Here is a 16,824-nt window from a genome sequence, read left to right as displayed (position 1 = left end):
CGCCTCAGAAAGCCGATAGGTCTTCGGTAGGCAAGGCGCTGTCCAGCAGGGCCAGGGCTTCATCAAATGCCAGGGCATCCAGGTGCTGCTGCAGTGCGGCCTGCCGCTCGGGGCCCAGCACATGGGCCAAGGCGGGGGCCAGGGCGTCCCACTCGTCCAGCGCGGCCAGGTCGCGGTGTTGCAAGGCGGCGCGCAGCGAGCCGATGCGCGCCAGCGTGGCGGGGTCGAGAGCAGGCGTGTCGGCGCTCTGGCGGGCAGGCGCATGGGCCACCTCGGGCTGGGACTGCGCCAACGCCGCCTCCCAGCCCTGCAATGCGGGCTGCAGCTGCGCAAGCACCTTGGCAAGCACCTCGGGCTGCTGCTGGCGCGCGGCGTCTTCGGCTTGCGATGCCAGGGCGTGCAGCGCCTGCGCGCCCACCGAGCCTGCCATGCCCTTGAGATCGTGCAAGGGCAGCTTCAAGGCGTCTATCTCCTGCGGGGTGGGTGCATCGGACAACGCGGGCAGGCCGCCCACGCAGGCCACGATGCGCCGGACCAGTTGCCACAGCAGCGGTGCATGCCCCTTGAGCCGCGCATGCGACTGTGCAGCCGATACGCCGGGCAGCGTGGGCCAGTCAGGGGGCACGGGCTGCGGGCTGGCGGGCGGATTGGCATCGGCCGCCACGCCCGCGCGCTGCGCCAACCCGGGCAGACAGCGCCACAGGGTCCGCACCAGCACGGGCGGGTCAAACGGTTTGCCCACCACCGCGTTCATGCCCGCACCAATGGCCTCGGTCTGCTCCGACAAAGACACCCCAGCCGTGAGCCCGATGACGGGCAAGCCCGCCAGGCTCGGGGTGGAGCGAATCTGCCGGGTGGCATCCAGCCCATTGAGCACGGGCATGTGCACATCCATCAGCACGGCATCAAAGCCCTGCGGGCGGGCCAGCAGCAAATCCAGCGCGGCCTGGCCATGCCCTGCCACACCCACCTCGGCGCCTTCTGCCTGCAGGATGCGGGCCGCAATTTCCTGGTTGGTTTCGTTGTCGTCCACCACCAGCAAGCGCACGCCCGGCAGCCCCTGCCCCATGGGCAGAGAGGGCGCTGCTTCGCGGTGCAGCAGCAGCCCCATGCTCCGGTGCATGGGCAACGTGACGACAAAGCGGCTTCCCTGGCCTACCTTGCTGTGCACTTCCACCGTGCCATGCATCATCTCGACCAGTTGCTTGACGATGGACAGCCCCAGCCCAGTGCCGCCATAGCGGCGGGTGGTCGACAAATCGGCCTGCACAAAAGGGGCAAACAGGCGCTTGCAAGCGTCTTCGGCAATGCCAATGCCGGTGTCGCTCACGCTCATTTGCACCCGGAAGGTGCCGCTGCCCAACGCTTCGTGGCGCACCGTCAGGCGCACTTCGCCACGCTCGGTGAACTTCATGGCGTTGCTCAGCAGGTTGATCAGGATCTGCTGCAAGCGGGTGCTGTCTCCCTCCAGCGGCTGGGGCACGGGTTCGTTCACGTCCACCACAAAGGCCACGCCCTTTTCGCGGGCCTGCATGTCAATCAGGGCGGCCACATCGCGCACGACCTGGTTCACGTCCACAGGCACCCGCTCCAGGGCCATCTCGCCGGCCTCGATTTTGGAGAGGTCCAGGATGTCGTTGATGACCGCCAGCAGGGCCTTGCTGGCCACCTGCACACGCCGAAGCATGCCCTGCTGCTCTTCGTCCAGCGCGGTGCGCGCCAGCAGGTACGACAGGCCCAGCACCGCATTCATGGGGGTGCGGATTTCATGGCTCATGTTAGCCAGGAAACGGCTCTTCGCTTCGTTGGCCGCGTTGGCCTGCTGCATGGCCACGCGCAGCGACTGCTCTTGCTCCAGCCGCAAACGGATGTCTGAGGCAATGCCCAGGTAGCCGGTGAACTGGCCGTTGGCGTCCTGCATGCGCGTCACCGCCAGCGACACGGGCACCCGCACGCCATCGGCCCGCCGCATGAACCACTGCGTCTGCGGGTCCTGCGTGGCCTGGTGGAACTGGGCCACACGGCGCAGCGCTCCAAACTCGCCTGCGCCATCCGTTTCGTCGCCCATGGGCTGGGCATCTTTCGCAAGGACATCGGCTTCAAAGAAGGCCAGCGCATTCGTTTGCCCAACCACTTTGTCGGCGTGCGTGTCCAGCAAAAGCTCTGCCCCTCGGTTGAGCAGCGACACCACGCCCCGGGGGTCTGTGGCCACAATGGCCACCTGGGTCGAAGCCTCCAGCACCGCGCGCAACAGGGCCAAAGTGCGCTGCAGCTCCAGCTCGGTGCGTTTGCGGTTGGTGATGTCCGTGCGGATGGAGACGTACTTCTCGACCCGCCCGTGCGCATCCATGAACGGCGCCACCACGCTGTCTACCCAGTACAGCATGCCGTCCTTGGCACGGTTGCAAACCTCTTCGCGCCAGCTTTGGCCGCTGCTGATGGTGCGCCACATGCTGACCCAGAAGGCGCGGTCGTGCTCGCCCGAGTTAACGATGCAGTGGTTCTGCCCCAGAAGCTCTTGCCGGTGGAAACCCGAGATGTGGCAGAAAGCATCGTTCACTTCGATGATGCGGCCCGTGCGGTCGGCCACCGACACAATCGCGTGCTGGTTCAGTGTTTGCAGCAGCGCAACGTTATCGCGCTGGGCGGCTGCCAACTGCATGCGGCTTTCGGTCAGCTCGGTCACGTCATGCACAAAGGCATAAAAACCTTTGACGGCACCGTCCTGCGTGTCAGGCAGGTAGTGCACCAGCATGTGGCGGGCGGGCTCGGTGGCAGTGGCTGGGCGGGTTTGCTCAAAGCTGCGGGCTTCGCCGCTCAAGGCGGCTTCGGCGTGGGGCAGCGAAATGGCAAACATGTCCTGCCCAATCAGCTCGCTCAGGTGCATGCCATGCACCATGGCAGGGTCAATGTGAAACCAGTCGCCGTAAGCGCGGTTCGCCACCTGATTGCGCAGGTCGCGGCCCCAGTACCCGATCTGCGAGGGCATGGCGTCCAGCACCGTTTGCAGGGCATGCCGAGCCGTCTCCAGGTCGCCCGTGCGTTCGCGCACCTGGTCTTCCAGGGTGGCATTGAGTTCGGCCACGCGCCGCGCCGCGGCCCGCGATTCGCGCACATCGCGCAAGGTCTTGGCAAGGCCCACCACGCGGCCATCGGCATCCACAATGGGCCCGGCCGAAATCGAGACCTCGACCAAGCTACCGTCGCGGTGGCTGCGCACGGTTTCGTAGGCTTTGACATGCTCGCCTTGGGCCACCCGTGCCAGCATGGATTCGTCCTCGGCCTTGAGGTGCACAGGCACCAGCAGCTCTTGCGCCGTGTGCCCCAGCACGTCGCCTGCAGCGTAGCCAAACAACCTGCGGGCACCGTCGTTCCAGTCGGTGATCACGCCTTGCAGGGTTTGCACAATGATGGCGTCGTCTGACCCCTCCACAATCGCTGCGCGGCGCGCCTGCTCCAGCCGCTGCACCCGCTTGCGTTGCCCCAGGTACACCATCGAGACCACCAGGGCCGAGGCCAACAGGGCAAACAGGCCAGCCTCCGTTGCCTTGCGCTGTGGCTCTTGCAAATGCAAAGAGTCCACAAACTCCTGGGTGGGCTGCAGGTTGACTTCCCACTCCCGGCCAAACAGCTCCAACAACGCCAGCGGCTGCTTGGGGAAGCCTGCCACGGGTGCCAGCTCTCCGCCGTAAAGCCACGCATCCGATGAGGCCAGGCGATCGCGCAGCGACATGGAATAGAAGGCCTCTTCGGCATCCAGGTTGCGCAGCACTTCATCCATTTGCAAGGGTGCATACACCCAGCCCAGCAAGGCCAGTTCGCGGCCAGCCTCGGTGTTGGTGGGCATGCCATAGCGGTACATCGGCAACACCAGCAACAGCCCCGAAGAGCCCACCTGCGTGTCCTGCATCAGGTTGACAGGCGCGCTGAGGGTGGTCTTACCCGACCGCATGGCCGCCACGGCGGTGGCCCTGCGCACGGGTTCGGAAGCAATGTCCAGGCCCAACACCCGCAGGTTGCGCTCCATGGGCTCGATGTACTGGATGATGTAGCTGTCACCCACATGCGGTTGCAACTGCCGCACCTCAAAGTCAGGCCCCATTTCGTCTCGGGCCCGGCGCATAAAGTGCGCCCGGTCGTCCGCCGTCACCTTGCGGATAAAGCCAAAGCCGCGGGCTCCGGGAAACTCGCTCTCAAAATCACGGCTTGCGCTGTAGCGGGCAAAAGAGGACCAGCTCAGGTCTTCCCCTACCGCAGCCATCATGCCGCGCGTGCCCTGCAGGCCATATTCATACAGCCGCATGCGCAAACCCACCTCCCCCAGCACACGGTTCTTGAGGCGGTCAAACCGTTCACCCACCTCCTGGATGTTTTGCTGTTGCTGGTGGATGTAGGCGAAAGCCGCCACAGCAAGGGTCAGGCACAGCACCATCGTGGACATCAGAATCGTCCGGTCCACAGACCCCATGGGCGTGGCGACGGTGTCGCGCCGGTAGCGAATCATGGCTCAGCCCATGACCTGAGCGGCCCAGCGGTTGCGCCCTTGCGCCTTGGCGGCGTACAAGGCATGGTCGGCCGCGCTATAGAGCGACTGCGGGTCATGCCGGGCCATGTCCTGTCCGGTGCACACCGCCACGCCCACACTGATGGTGACGTGCTCCGCCGTGAGCGAGGCCACATGCGGCAACGCCAAAGCCTGTATCAGTTTGACGGCATGCTCGGCCACCTCCTGCCCTCCGGCCACATCGGTGTCAGGCAACAGCACCACAAACTCCTCGCCCCCCAAACGCCCCACCCGATCCGCAGGGCGCCGGGCCACCAAGGTCAAGGCCTTGGCCACCGCCTGCAGGCAGGCATCCCCGCCGGGGTGTCCATAACTGTCGTTGTAGCGTTTGAAATGGTCGATGTCCGCCATCAGCAGCGCAATGGAACTGCCGGAACGGGCACAGCGCTGCCACTCGCGTCGCATCAACTCATCAAAATGGCGCCTATTGGCCAACCCGGTCAGGCCATCGGTGGTGGCCATGCTGCGCAATTCGTCGGCCATGGACTTCAGACGCAGTTGCGTGCGCACACGGGCCAGCAGCAGCGCTTCATTCACCGGCTTGGTGATGAAATCCACCGCCCCCGCCTCCAGCCCGCGCACTTCGGCATCGGTCTCGCCATGGCCCGTCACAAAAATGACCGGGATATCGGCCAGCGTGGCGTCAGCGCGGATGGCCTCACACACTTCATAGCCGCTCATGCCCGGCATCTCTGCGTCCAGCAACACCAAATCGGGGGCGGACTCCCGCATCAATTTCAGCGCCTCATCCCCCCGGGTGGCAAAACGCAGGCGGGCAACCCCTTTGAGCATGCGCGCCATCAGCTGGACCATGCCGGTGTTGTCGTCCACGATCAGAATGCTTTGGCTCATGCAGCACACCTCGGCGGCAAGGACAGACGCCGATGGGGCGCGGGCAACAGCCCCCACGCCGCACAAACGCCCCTCTGGCAGGAGAAAGCAGGAGTTACAGGCAGCACCATGTCAGATCGCCCCATTCACTACCGTTTGTAACGGTGTCCACATCATAGTCATACGTCCCTACACACATCCAGTCAGCAGTGCCTGGCCCAAGCTGGGGCTACAGATTTCGCCCCGCAAACGCGTACCGCTCGGTTCGCCCAAAGCACTTTCAGCGGCTTGCTATGGATCGCTAGCCCAAGGCAACACATTTCAAAATTATCATATTTATAACAATGATTGCATTTTAAACCTAATACATCTATCATTTGCCATCATTCCACAGATTGCAGTACGGAGCCTCCATGGGAATCACAAAACGACTTGGCTGGATGATTGCGGGGCTTGCCAGCACCGTGATCGCCTTTGGCGGTTTCAGCTACGCCAAGCTCACGGCCGTGGAAGAGACCGCGCAGCACACCAAAGACAGCCGCGTACAGCAACTGCGTGTGGCCGGTGCGATTGAGCTGAACATCACGCGCGCATCCTTGCAGCTACGCCATGCCATGCTGGCGCGCACCCCTGCTGAACAGCAAACAGCCTTGGACGACGTGGCCGCAAAGCGGACGATGGTGAACGAGTTGCTGCGCGACTACGAACGCCGCCTTTTCTCAGACAAGGGGCGTGCAGTGTTCAAGGCCATCCCCCAACTGAACGATGCGTTCTGGGCCGTGGGCGAGAAGAATGTGCAGCTCATCACCCAAGGGCAAAAGGACCAGGCGTTTGATTTCCTGGTGAAAGAGACGATTCCGGCGCGCAATGCCTTGCTCAGTGGGCTGGAAAACGCGGTGGCGTACCAGACTGAAGCACTGACAGAAGACATCCAAAGCATCCATGACGCGGTCAACCTGACGCTCAGGTTACAGCTGTGTGCGCTCAGTGCCATTGTGGTGTTGCTCAGTGGCTTTGCCTGGTGGCTGCGCAAGTTGCTGCACAAGCGCGTTGGTGCAGCCAGTGCGATTGCACAGCGAGCAGCCAACGGGGACTTGACCACCCACGCCAGCGATACGGGCAATGACGAATTCACCCCACTGCTGCTCTCCCTGCAAGAAATGGGGCGCTCGTTGACGGACGTAGTCTCCAAGGTACGGATGTCAGCGGAAGGGGTTTCCAACGCCAGCCACGAGATTGCTGCTGGCAACCAGGATTTGTCCGTACGCACGGAACAACAAGCCACCTCCATCCAGCAAACCGTGGGCACCATGGAAGACATCAACACCACGGTGCAGCGCAATGCAGAAAGCGCCAACGAGGCCAAGCAGCTGGCAGGCCGGGCATCCGGCGTAGCGCAAGAAGGGGGCGATGTGGTCAAGCGGGTGGTGACCACCATGTCGGACATCGCCAGCGCTTCGGCCAAGATCACCGACATCATTGCGGTCATCGACAGCATTGCCTTCCAGACCAACATCCTGGCGCTGAACGCTGCGGTGGAAGCCGCCCGCGCAGGCGAACAAGGCCGGGGCTTTGCGGTGGTGGCCAGCGAGGTGCGCGCCCTGGCACAGCGCAGTGCCCAGGCAGCCAAGGAGATTGGTGCGCTGATCCAGGCCAGCTCGGCCCATGTGCAACTGGGCTCGTCCCTGGTCACCCAGGCAGGCAACACCATGACGCACATCGTGGACGCGGTGCAGCGCGTGGACCAGATCATGGCGGAGATCAACGACGCCAGCACCCGTCAGGCCAGTGGCGTGCAGGCCTTGAGCCAGGCGCTGGAGAGCATCGACCACTCCACCCAACAAAACGCAGCCCTGGTGGAAGAGTCGTCCGCCAGTGCCGATGGCCTGCGCCAGCGGGCATCTGACCTGGTGCGGGTGGTGGCGGTGTTCAAGGTGTCGGACATGCCGCCGTCGCTGCCGCTCTTGCGGTAAGAGCGACTCAAAAAACTCCCCTGGCGTCGTTGTCTCGCCTCGTCGTACTACTTGTACTGCCTGCGGCGAAACGCCTAGCCACAGCCGCTTCGCTGAGTTTTTTAGCCGCTCTAAGCACCTGCCGACAGTCTTTGCCGGTTCGGGCAAGTACCTTGCCCTCAGGCCGCGCTACAGCACACGCTGAATGAGCGCGCCCTTGAACAGCACCGGCCCAGTGGGGCCGGTCTCGCTGGGTACGCCCCCTTTGGGCTCCAGACTGATGGCCAGGGTGGGAACCTGTTGAACGTCCCTCTCTCCCGCCGTGAGGGTAAGCAACTTTTCATGCCCCAGCACACCCAGCGAGCGTGGACCGCCCACTGGGGGCAGTGCCCACAGTTGCAAAGATTGGTTCGCACCTTCCCGAAAGCCCCCCACCCTCTGCAACACCAGCTTGTGGTTTGTCGGATCGAAGGTCACCAACATGGATGCATCGGCCTTGTCGTCGGCCAGCACCGCCACGTACTGGATCTGCGGCGTGGCTTGCAGCTGTTGTTGCAAGGCGGCAATCTGTGCGCTGGTGGTGGCCTGCAGGCCGCCATGGGCTTGCAGGCCCACCACCACCGCCGCCAGTGTGGCCACGGCCCCTGCCAAAGCCGCGCCGCGCCACACCCACAGGGTGCGCCACCAGCCCACGGGCTCAGGGCCTGCCGTGCGTTCCATGCGTGCTGCCGCCATGGCGTGCAGGGCTTTGTCGGCCTGCACCAGGTTATGGATGCGCACCCACACGGCCGGGTCTGGCGTGCTGCCCGGCTGCAGCTCGGCCAGGCCGGACCAGTGGGTTTGCCACACCAGCGCTGCAGCGCGCACGCTGGCGTGTTCGCGGGCCAGGGATTCAAAACGGCGGCGCGCGCCGCCGCGCAGCGTGCCCAGGGCGTAGCTGGCCGCCAGGCGCTGCAGCAGTTCAGGGTGTTGGGTGATGTTCACAGCAGAGGGCCTCTCACACGTAACGCGCCATGCAGTTGCGCAACTGGTCCAGCCCACGCCGTATCCAGGTCTTGACGGTGCCCAGCGGCAGCTTGAGCTGCTCGGCCAGCTCGCCATGGCTTTGGTCGCGCAGATACGCCAGGCTGACGACTTCGCGCTGCTTGCCATCGAGCTTGGCAAGGCATTGGTGCAGCGCGAAGGCCTGCTCGCTGGCCTCGGTCACGTCCATGGGGTTGGCGCCGTCGCCCTCCAGCGTGTCCGACAGCAGGTCGTCCAGTTCATCGGTCACATCGCTGCGGTCGGTTGTGCGCTTGCGCAGGGCATCCAGTGCCCGGCTGCGCACGATGAGCCCCATCCAGGCCATGGGCGGACTGAGCGACGCGCGGTAGCTGCCCGCCCCGCGCCAGATGGCCACGAAGGCGTCCTGCAGCACATCTTCTGCGGCATCGCGCTGGCGCACGATGCGCAGCGCCAAACCAAACAGTTTGGACGAAGTGCGCTCATACAGGGCCTTGAGGGCCGAGTCGTCTTGCGCTGCCACGCGGTCGATGAGTTCCATGAGTTCGCGATCGGGGTGGAGGGTGCTCATGCGCCCATTGTCTTGGATATGGGCCGTTGCAGGCACAACTGCCGCGCGCACTGTGGGGTTGGGGCACACAGATGCATCACCCCGCCCCGCCAATGCCTGCACACAGAATACGGTTGCAGCGCCCCTTTGGATTCAAGGCTGCGAGCTCCCCACACCGCCTTTCCCAAACAATTTTCAGAAAGAAAAACTTTTTGAATCCACCGTCCATCGGCCTGCGTATAGCCCTTGGTCACCGCAAGAAAAGCTGCAGGGCTCGCATCGAGCGTATGGACCGCCCAGCCTGCAGCGCAATTTCGGTGCGCCCTGTCCCAACCCGTCCCAAGGAAGCACCATGCAAGCACGCACCCCTTTGATCACCATGACCCTGCTGGCCACAGCCGCCGCCCTGACGGCCTGCGGCTCGATGGCCCCCATGACCTCCATGCCCGCATTCAACCAAAGCACACTGCCCGCAGCGGTGCAAGTGCCCGCAGGCCAACGCGTTGCCATGGAAACCGTGGGGGCGGGCGACATCACCTACGAGTGCCGCGCCAAGAAAGACATGCCCAGCGACTTTGAGTGGGTGTTTGTGGGGCCAGATGCCAAGCTGATGGACCGCGCAGGCAAAGCCATTGGCCGCTACTTTGGCCCACCGGCCACTTGGGAGAGCAACGACGGATCCAAGGTCACGGCCACGCAGGTGGCAGTGGCCCCCGCAGGTGCGGGCAACATCCCGCTCCAACTGGTCAAGGCCAACCCCGCCATGGGCATGGGTGCAATGCAGGGCGTGACCTACATCCAGCGCGTGGCCACACAGGGCGGCGTGGCACCCGCCATGGCTTGCGCTGCTGGCAATGCGGGGCAAAAGCAAGTGGTGAAGTACCAGGCCGACTACATCCTCTGGAAGGCCGCGTCTTGACAAGCCCTGTGGGCCGCATCGCCCTGACTGGGGCCTGAAAGCACAAGCCCCGCTTTAAGCGAGGCTTGCAGCAGGGCGGCTTGTCAACGGCGCCATCGCCTTCTCAATCAAGTCAAAGGCGAGGAATGGTGCCCGGCAACAGCACGCTACTGTCGACGTTGTTGATGTTGGTGTGGCCACAAAACGCCATGGTGATGTCCAGCTCTTTCTGGATGATCTGCAGCGCGCGCGTCACACCCGCCTCGCCATACGCGCCCAGGCCATACAGAAAGCTGCGGCCGATCAGCGTGCCCTGCGCGCCCAGCGCGCGGGCTTTAAGCACATCTTGCCCGCTGCGAATGCCGCCGTCCATCCACACCTCGATATCTTTGCCCGCGGCTTCTGCAATGTGAGGCAGCGCGGCGATGGACGATGGTGCGCCGTCAAGCTGACGGCCACCGTGGTTGCTGACGATGAGCGCATCGGCACCGCTGTTGACAGCCAGGCGCGCGTCTTCGGCATCCATGATGCCCTTCAAGATCAGCTTGCCGCCCCAGCGCTTCTTGATCCACTCCACATCGCCCCAGTTGAGCTGCGGGTCAAACTGCTCGGCCGTCCACGACGACAGCGAAGACAAATCGCCCACACCCTTGGCGTGGCCCACGATGTTGCCGAAGCTGCGGCGCTTGGTACCCAGCATACCCAGGCACCAGCGCGGCTTGGTGGCCAGGTTGATGAGGTTGGCGAGGGTGGGCCTGGGTGGGGCCGAGAGGCCGTTCTTGATGTCCTTGTGGCGCTGGCCAAGGATCTGCAGGTCCAGCGTGAGCTGCAGGGCCGAGCAGTTGGCGGCCTTGGCGCGGTCGATCAAGCGGTTGATGAAGTCGCGGTCGCGCATCACATACACCTGGAACCAGAACGGGTGGCGGCCCGTGTGCTCGGCAATGTCCTCGATGGAGCAAATGCTCATGGTGGACAGCGTGAACGGGATGCCGAACGCCTTGGCCGCCTTGGCGCCGAGGATTTCGCCATCAGCGTGCTGCATGCCGGTGAGGCCCGTGGGCGCAATGGCCACGGGCATGGCCACCTCCTGCTCCACCATGGTGGTGCGGGTGCTGCGGCCTTCCATGTTGACGGCCACGCGCTGGCGCAGCTTGATGCCCTGAAAGTCGGCCTCATTGGAGCGGTAAGTGCCTTCGGTGTATGAGCCCGAGTCCGCATAGTCGTAGAACATGCGCGGCACACGGCGCTGGGCAACGACCCGCAGGTCTTCGATACAGGTGATTTTGGACAGGTCAGGCACGCTCTCACTCCGTGTAAGGGGACAGCGCAGCATGGTAGACGCAGCCACCGCACCAGGCCATCAAAATTATTTGCGGGGCCTTGCAACAAATTTCCAAAGCCGAGGACGCACCTGCAGACCCGTGCGGCGGGTACGCAGTCACATCAACAAGATCTCAGGCCAAGGCCGCCTGCTGCACCACCAGCCTGGGCGGCTGGCCTGTGCCTTCGTACAAGCGCACCTGGTTGCGGCCAGCCTGTTTGGCCGCGTACATGGCCGCATCAGCGTGGCGGGTCAGCTCGTCCAGGTCGCGCCCATGTTCGGGGTACAGGCTGATCCCGCCGCTCAGGCCCATGGGCACAGCCACACCTTGCAGCATGAACGGTGCCTCGCATTGCGCCATGATTTTGCGGGCCACCACTGTGGCCTGTTGCGCGTTGCCAATGCCGGGCAGCAGCAGCACAAACTCATCGCCCCCCTGGCGGCAGACGGTGTCTGTCTGGCGCACAGCAGCCTGCAAGCGCTGCGCCCACTGCACCAGCAGTTGGTCACCCACATCGTGGCCCATGGCGTCGTTGACTTGTTTGAAGCCGTCCAGGTCCAGGTACAACACCCCCACATGCTTGCCATCGCGCTGCGCCTGGGCAATGGCTTGCTGGGCACGGTCTTGCAGCAGCACCCGGTTGGGCAAGTCCGTCAGCGCGTCATAGTGCGCCAGCCGCGCCATGCGTGCGGCCATGGCCACGGCCTGCGTCACGTCGCGCAACACGGCCACCGCCCCCGTCACGTGGCCATGGCGGTCGGCAATCGGGCTGGCCGAAAGCTCCACATCAAAGCGCTGGTGGGTGGCGCGGTGCTCAACCACACCACGCGTGGCCGCCATGGGCCGGTCGTTCTGCATGGCGGTGCGCAGGGGGCTGTCCAGCTCCACCTCCGCATCGCTGGGCAGCAGGCGAATGACTTCGTCCACATCACGGCCTGCCGCATCAAAGCCTTGCCAGCCGGTCAGCCGCTGGGCCACGGGGTTCAGATAGGTCACGTGGCCTGCGGCGTTGCAGCACACCACGGCATCGCCAATCGACTGCAAGGTCAGGCGCATCAGCTCCTTTTCCTCAAACAACTGGTCTTCCATGTGCTTGCGGTCGGTGATGTCGGTGAGCTGGATGAACAGGCCAAGCACCTGCTCGCCATCGCGCTCGGGGGTGTAGGAAACGATGACGTGGCGCGCCATGCCCTGCTTGTCGGTCAACGTGGTTTCAAACACCTGGGGTTCACCCTCCAGCGCCTTGCGCAGCAGGGGTTCGGTGTAGCCAAAACGCTTGGAGCCCAGCATCTCGCTCATGTGCATGCCGCGCAGCTTCTCCAGCGGCACGCCAAACCATATCTCATGCGCCTGGTTGCCAAAGCGGTTGTACAGGTTGGCATCCCACGACCCCACCACCGACGGAATGCTGTGCAAGATGGTGCTCATGTCCCGCTCGGCCCGGAGCAGCCGGGCACTGATCGCCTGGCGGCGCTGCAACTCGCGGCTGAACAGCACGGCCAGCGCCATGCACGACAGCATCAGCAGCAGCGTGAACATGCCCAGGCCCCAGGCAGAACGGGTCCATTTGCTCTCGATGGTGGAGCGGGCCTGCGCCACATTCAAAATCAGGGGAAAGCGGCCCACACGGGTGAAGGAGTAAGAGCGCTCCACGCCGTCCAGCTCGGCCAGGCCGACAAACGAGCCCTGGTTTTCTTGCTGAAAGCGCAGCATGTTGGCCGAACCGGCAATGCTCTTGCCCACGTCCAGATCACCATAGGGAAAGCGCGACACGATGATGCCGTCGGCCCGGAACAGGTTGACGCCGCTGTTGTCGCCCAGGTTCACCGAAGCGAAAAGCTCGTTGAAATAACTCAAGCGCACCGCGCTCAGCACAATGCCAGCGAAGGCACCGTCCGGCGTGTGATAGGCCCGCGCCATGGGCAGCGAGTTCAGCTGCGACACCCTGGAGGGCACCGGCTTGCCAATGAACAGGCCTTCATGCCGCCCGTCCTTGAAGGCGCGGAAGTAGTCGCGGTCTGCAAAATTGGCCTTGCGCGGCTCGCTGAAGCCCGAGTCCAGAATGATGTCACCCTGGGCGTTGAGCACCAGCACATCACCCAGCCCCTGCAGGCGCATCAGGCCTTCAAAACGCACTTGCTGGCGCAACTGCGCGGTCGCAGACAGGTCCTTCACGCGCTCCAGCTCCGAAGCCACGCTCAGCAAAGATTGGTCCACAGCGTCCAGCGTCCACTCCAGCGAGCGCGACAGGGTGCCCACCAGGTTGGCATTGGCCTGCAGGGCGTAGTTCCACTCGTCGTTGCGCAGCGTCCAGAGGGTACGCACCGTCAGGGCGCCAATGCCCAGGGACAGCAACAAGGCCAGCCAGAGCAGGCGGTGAGAGAGGGACTTGCGAGACTGCAGCATGCCTGACTAGCTTGCAGCCGTGCCCCGCAGCACCTGCAGGGTGCTGCACAAAACGCCAGTGCAGCCTTGGCAAGAACGACGCTGATTGAAAGGCATGGAGAGGCGGTGCCGCGCACAGAAGAGATGCCCCATTGTAGTGAGCAGGCCACGCCACATCGGTGCAAATTGGCAGGCAAACACCGGCTTCGCGCACCGGTTCAGGCGCTTGCGCACACGAGAGGCCCAGAGCCTGCGGACGATCCCCCAAGGGTCGCGCACCGGTCTTTGCGCAATGGCATGCGAGGCCCGGAGTGCCGCCCTCAGCTCGGCCACCGGCAAGCACCGCAGCGCAGCAGACCGCCCGCAAAGCCCCGTGCCCGAAGGGTTGGAGCGAATTCCCCTGCGAGGCCGTCAGCAGGCTCGTTCGGAGGGCTTTTCGGGCTTTGTCGGTTTTTTGCCCGCCGCGCAAACGGTCAGCGCGCGCGCTGTGCCGCTGCCTGGGTTGCGCCCGGTGCCACGCCAGCGCCCCGCACTTCAAAGCGCACGGTGTCCAGCACCCGCCCCTGCGCGTCGGTCAGCTCCAGCGTGTGGCGGCCCGGCCAGGGCAGCCATTCCAGCAGCGGCCCCCGGCCCAGCGCTTTGCCATCCATGCGCCATGCCACGCGGGCGCCCGCGTCGTCGCTCGCCTTCAGGCGCAGGCGCTGGGCCTGGGGAGGGATGTCCGGGTCCAGCGCAATGATCGTGCCCTGGACCGGCATCGCGATACGGGCAGCCTCGGGCGCCATCTCCGCAGATTTAAGACTATTTTTGCTGCTAGCGCTTATGGAATAAGCGCTAGCAGCTACATAATTTATAGCAAATAACGCTTGCTGCGTGCCCTGCACAAACCACTCCTGGCGCGCAGCCTCCAGCGGCATGGGGGGCGTGCGACGGCCTGGCTCTGCAGGGCCCGACGCGCCAAAGCGCACCGCCTGCTGCACCAGCCCCTGGGGGGCCCGGGGTGCACGGCTGGGCTGGCGGGCGTGCAAAAAGCCCATCACCGCCGCCCACACCGGGGCCGCGCCGCTGGTACCGCTCACATCGTGCATGGCCGCGCCACTGGCGTTGCCCACCCACACGCCCACGGTGTAGCGCTCTGACCAGCCCACCGCCCAGTTGTCGCGCATGTCTTTGCTGGTGCCGGTTTTCACCGCCGTCCAAAAGCGGGTGGCCAGCACGCTGTCGGTGCCAAAGGTGCGGGCGCGGGCGTTGCCATCCGACAAAATGTCGCCCACGATGAAGGCGGCACGCGGATCAAGCGCTGTCGTGAACACCGGGCGGGCGCTGGGCGGCAAGGCCGTGGTGGGGCTGAAGTGCCCCCCGTTGGCCAGTGAGCGGAACGCGTTGGTGAGCTGCAGCAGCGGCACCTCGGGGCTGCCCAGCGCCAGGCTGTAGCCAAAGTAGTCGCCGCTTTCGCGCAGTGGCAACCCCAGTGCCCCCAGCTGGCGGTGGAACGCATCGGGCGTGACCATGACCAGCGTGCGCACCGCAGGCACATTGAGCGAGGCCGCCAGTGCCGTGCGCGCCGACACCCAGCCCTTGAACTGGCGGTCGTAGTTCTGCGGGATGTACAACCCGCCAGAGGTCGCAATCTGCGCCGATGAATCGTCCACCAGCGACGCCGCTGTGAGCCGCCGCTCTGCAATCGCCTGCGCATACAAAAACGGCTTGAGCGTGGAGCCCGGCTGGCGCAGGGCCAGCACGCCATCGACCTCGCTGGCCTGGCTCAAGGCGCCCGATGAGCCCACCCACGCCAGCACCGCGCCAGTGGCGTTGTCCAGCACCAGCACGGCGCCATCTTCCACATTGCGGCCATGCAACTCGCGCAGTTGCTGCTGCAGGCTTTGTACCGCAAACCGCTGCAAGGGCGCGCGCACTGTGGTGCGCAGCACCTGCTGGGCAGGGGTGCCCATGGCAGCAGCGTTCCCGGCACTGGAGGCCTGGGTTGCCTTCGCAGCCTGTTGGCGCAACGCGTAGCGCGCAAAGTGCGGTGCGATGCCCTCGGTCGCATCAAAGGCACGGCGCTGCACGGCAGCGGTGGTGAACAGCTCCAGCGCATCGCAGTCGGTTTGCGCAGCACGCGGCTGGGCTATGGCAGTCTTTGTGGCAGGCTGCATGGCACGCAGCACGCCGCAGGCCCGCTGCGCCACCAGCGCAGGCTTGGCATTGGGGGCACGCACCAGGGCCGCAGCCACCGCAGCCTCGCGGTCGTCCAGGCCATGGGCGGCTTTGCCAAACAGGGTGCGGCTCAGCGCATCAATGCCCACCACCTCACCACGAAACGGCACCAGGTTCAGGTAGGCCTCCAGAATCTGGTCCTTGCGCCAGCGCCGGTCCAGCACCTGCGCCGCCACCGTCTGCCCGATCTTTTGCACCACCGAGCGCCCGCCCGGCCCCTGGCGCCAGTCCCCATCGAGCAGCCCGGCCAGCTGCATGGTGAGGGTGCTGGCACCCCGCGTGCGCTGGTTCCACAGGTTGCCCCAGGCGGCGGCCGATGCCGCGCGCCAGTCCACCCCGCTGTGCTCAAAAAACCGCTTGTCTTCGCTCAGCACCAGCGCCGTGCGCAATGCGGGCGACACATCGGCCAGCGGCACCCACTGGCCCCGGCGCACCGTGGCATCGGTGCGCAGGCGCTGCAGCACCTCACCCTCGGCGGAGAGGATCACCGTGTCGGAGGGTCGGAAGTCGGCGCGCACCTCGTCATAGGTAGGCAGCGCCCAAGCCACAGGGGCCACCACCAGGCTGGCGAGCAGCACAACCAGCCACGCACCAGATCGCGGCCATGTGGCGCAGGCACGGCGGGCAGACACTGGCGCCACGGCCTGCCTGTGCAACGCCTGGGCAGCGTGTTCTGGCTTCACGCGGGAGCGTGGCACACCGCTTCGATGTTGTGCCCGTCCGGGTCCAGCACGAAAGCGCCGTAGTAATGGGGGTGGTAATGCGCCCGGATACCGGGCGCGCCGTTGTCCCGACCGCCTGCCGCCAGGGCGGCCGCGTAAAACTGGTCCACTTGCAACCGGCTGTCCACACGGAATGCCACATGGACGCGGGTGGGTGGCACCGCGCTGCCGGTGATCCAAAAATCCGGCTTGGGCGGAACACCAAAACCCGCGTGGTCTGTGGTACCCGTCTGGGCCGCAGAAACCTCCATCACCAGCGCATAACCGAGGGGCGCCAGCGCTTGCTGATAGAACGCGCGGCTTTTGGCAAAGTCCGTGGCGGTGATACCGATGTGATCGATCATGGCGATACGGTCTCCGTAGTGGCCGGTTCAAGCCGCT

Annotated in this window: 10 protein-coding genes; 2 read left to right on the top strand and 8 right to left on the bottom strand. The window is 64.9% G+C overall.

What is annotated here, in order from left to right; genetic code table 11:
- Positions 1-4 precede the first annotated feature (4 nt).
- Positions 5-4,504, bottom strand: a complete 4,500-nt coding sequence (locus tag CLU86_RS00440; RefSeq protein WP_099740187.1) for a PAS domain S-box protein — start codon at positions 4,502-4,504, stop codon at positions 5-7.
- A 3-nt stretch (positions 4,505-4,507) separates the two neighbouring features.
- The gene (locus CLU86_RS00435) at positions 4,508-5,416 is read right to left on the bottom strand and encodes a diguanylate cyclase domain-containing protein (protein WP_099740186.1); all 909 of its coding nucleotides are present in this window, start codon (positions 5,414-5,416) and stop codon (positions 4,508-4,510) included.
- A 392-nt stretch (positions 5,417-5,808) separates the two neighbouring features.
- On the opposite strand from CLU86_RS00435, the gene CLU86_RS00430 reads away from it, so the two are divergent.
- Complete coding sequence (locus tag CLU86_RS00430; RefSeq protein ID WP_099740185.1) at positions 5,809-7,368, top strand: methyl-accepting chemotaxis protein; 1,560 nt, start codon at positions 5,809-5,811, stop codon at positions 7,366-7,368.
- Positions 7,369-7,536: 168 nt separating this feature from the next.
- Here CLU86_RS00430 and CLU86_RS00425 read toward each other — a convergent pair whose 3' ends face one another.
- Positions 7,537-8,331 (bottom strand): anti-sigma factor domain-containing protein, encoded by a 795-nt coding sequence (locus CLU86_RS00425; protein ID WP_099740184.1) that lies wholly within the window; start codon positions 8,329-8,331, stop codon positions 7,537-7,539.
- 13 nt (positions 8,332-8,344) lie between these two features.
- Positions 8,345-8,920 carry a sigma-70 family RNA polymerase sigma factor gene (locus CLU86_RS00420; RefSeq protein WP_099658113.1) on the bottom strand — a complete coding sequence of 192 codons (576 nt, stop codon included), beginning with the start codon at positions 8,918-8,920 and terminating at the stop codon, positions 8,345-8,347.
- Positions 8,921-9,251: 331 nt separating this feature from the next.
- Between CLU86_RS00420 and CLU86_RS00415 the strand changes: the two genes are divergently transcribed.
- Positions 9,252-9,818 (top strand): DUF3455 domain-containing protein, encoded by a 567-nt coding sequence (locus CLU86_RS00415; protein WP_369803793.1) that lies wholly within the window; start codon positions 9,252-9,254, stop codon positions 9,816-9,818.
- A gap of 112 nt (positions 9,819-9,930) precedes the next feature.
- Here CLU86_RS00415 and CLU86_RS00410 read toward each other — a convergent pair whose 3' ends face one another.
- From CLU86_RS00410 to CLU86_RS00395, 4 genes are all read right to left on the bottom strand, one after another.
- Complete coding sequence (locus tag CLU86_RS00410; protein WP_099740183.1) at positions 9,931-11,097, bottom strand: alpha-hydroxy acid oxidase; 1,167 nt, start codon at positions 11,095-11,097, stop codon at positions 9,931-9,933.
- A 154-nt stretch (positions 11,098-11,251) separates the two neighbouring features.
- Positions 11,252-13,525, bottom strand: coding sequence for a diguanylate cyclase domain-containing protein (locus CLU86_RS00405; RefSeq protein ID WP_099740182.1), 2,274 nt, complete (start codon positions 13,523-13,525; stop codon positions 11,252-11,254).
- A 452-nt stretch (positions 13,526-13,977) separates the two neighbouring features.
- Positions 13,978-16,305 (bottom strand): penicillin-binding protein 1C, encoded by a 2,328-nt coding sequence (pbpC, locus tag CLU86_RS00400; protein ID WP_099743193.1) that lies wholly within the window; start codon positions 16,303-16,305, stop codon positions 13,978-13,980.
- A gap of 95 nt (positions 16,306-16,400) precedes the next feature.
- Positions 16,401-16,787 (bottom strand): VOC family protein, encoded by a 387-nt coding sequence (locus tag CLU86_RS00395; protein WP_099740181.1) that lies wholly within the window; start codon positions 16,785-16,787, stop codon positions 16,401-16,403.
- Between the last annotated feature and the right edge of the window lie 37 nt (positions 16,788-16,824).

This window comes from Acidovorax sp. 62 (assembly GCF_002754495.1).
GTDB lineage: Bacteria > Pseudomonadota > Gammaproteobacteria > Burkholderiales > Burkholderiaceae_C > Acidovorax.
This window is presented reverse-complemented; position numbering and strand designations above follow the sequence as displayed.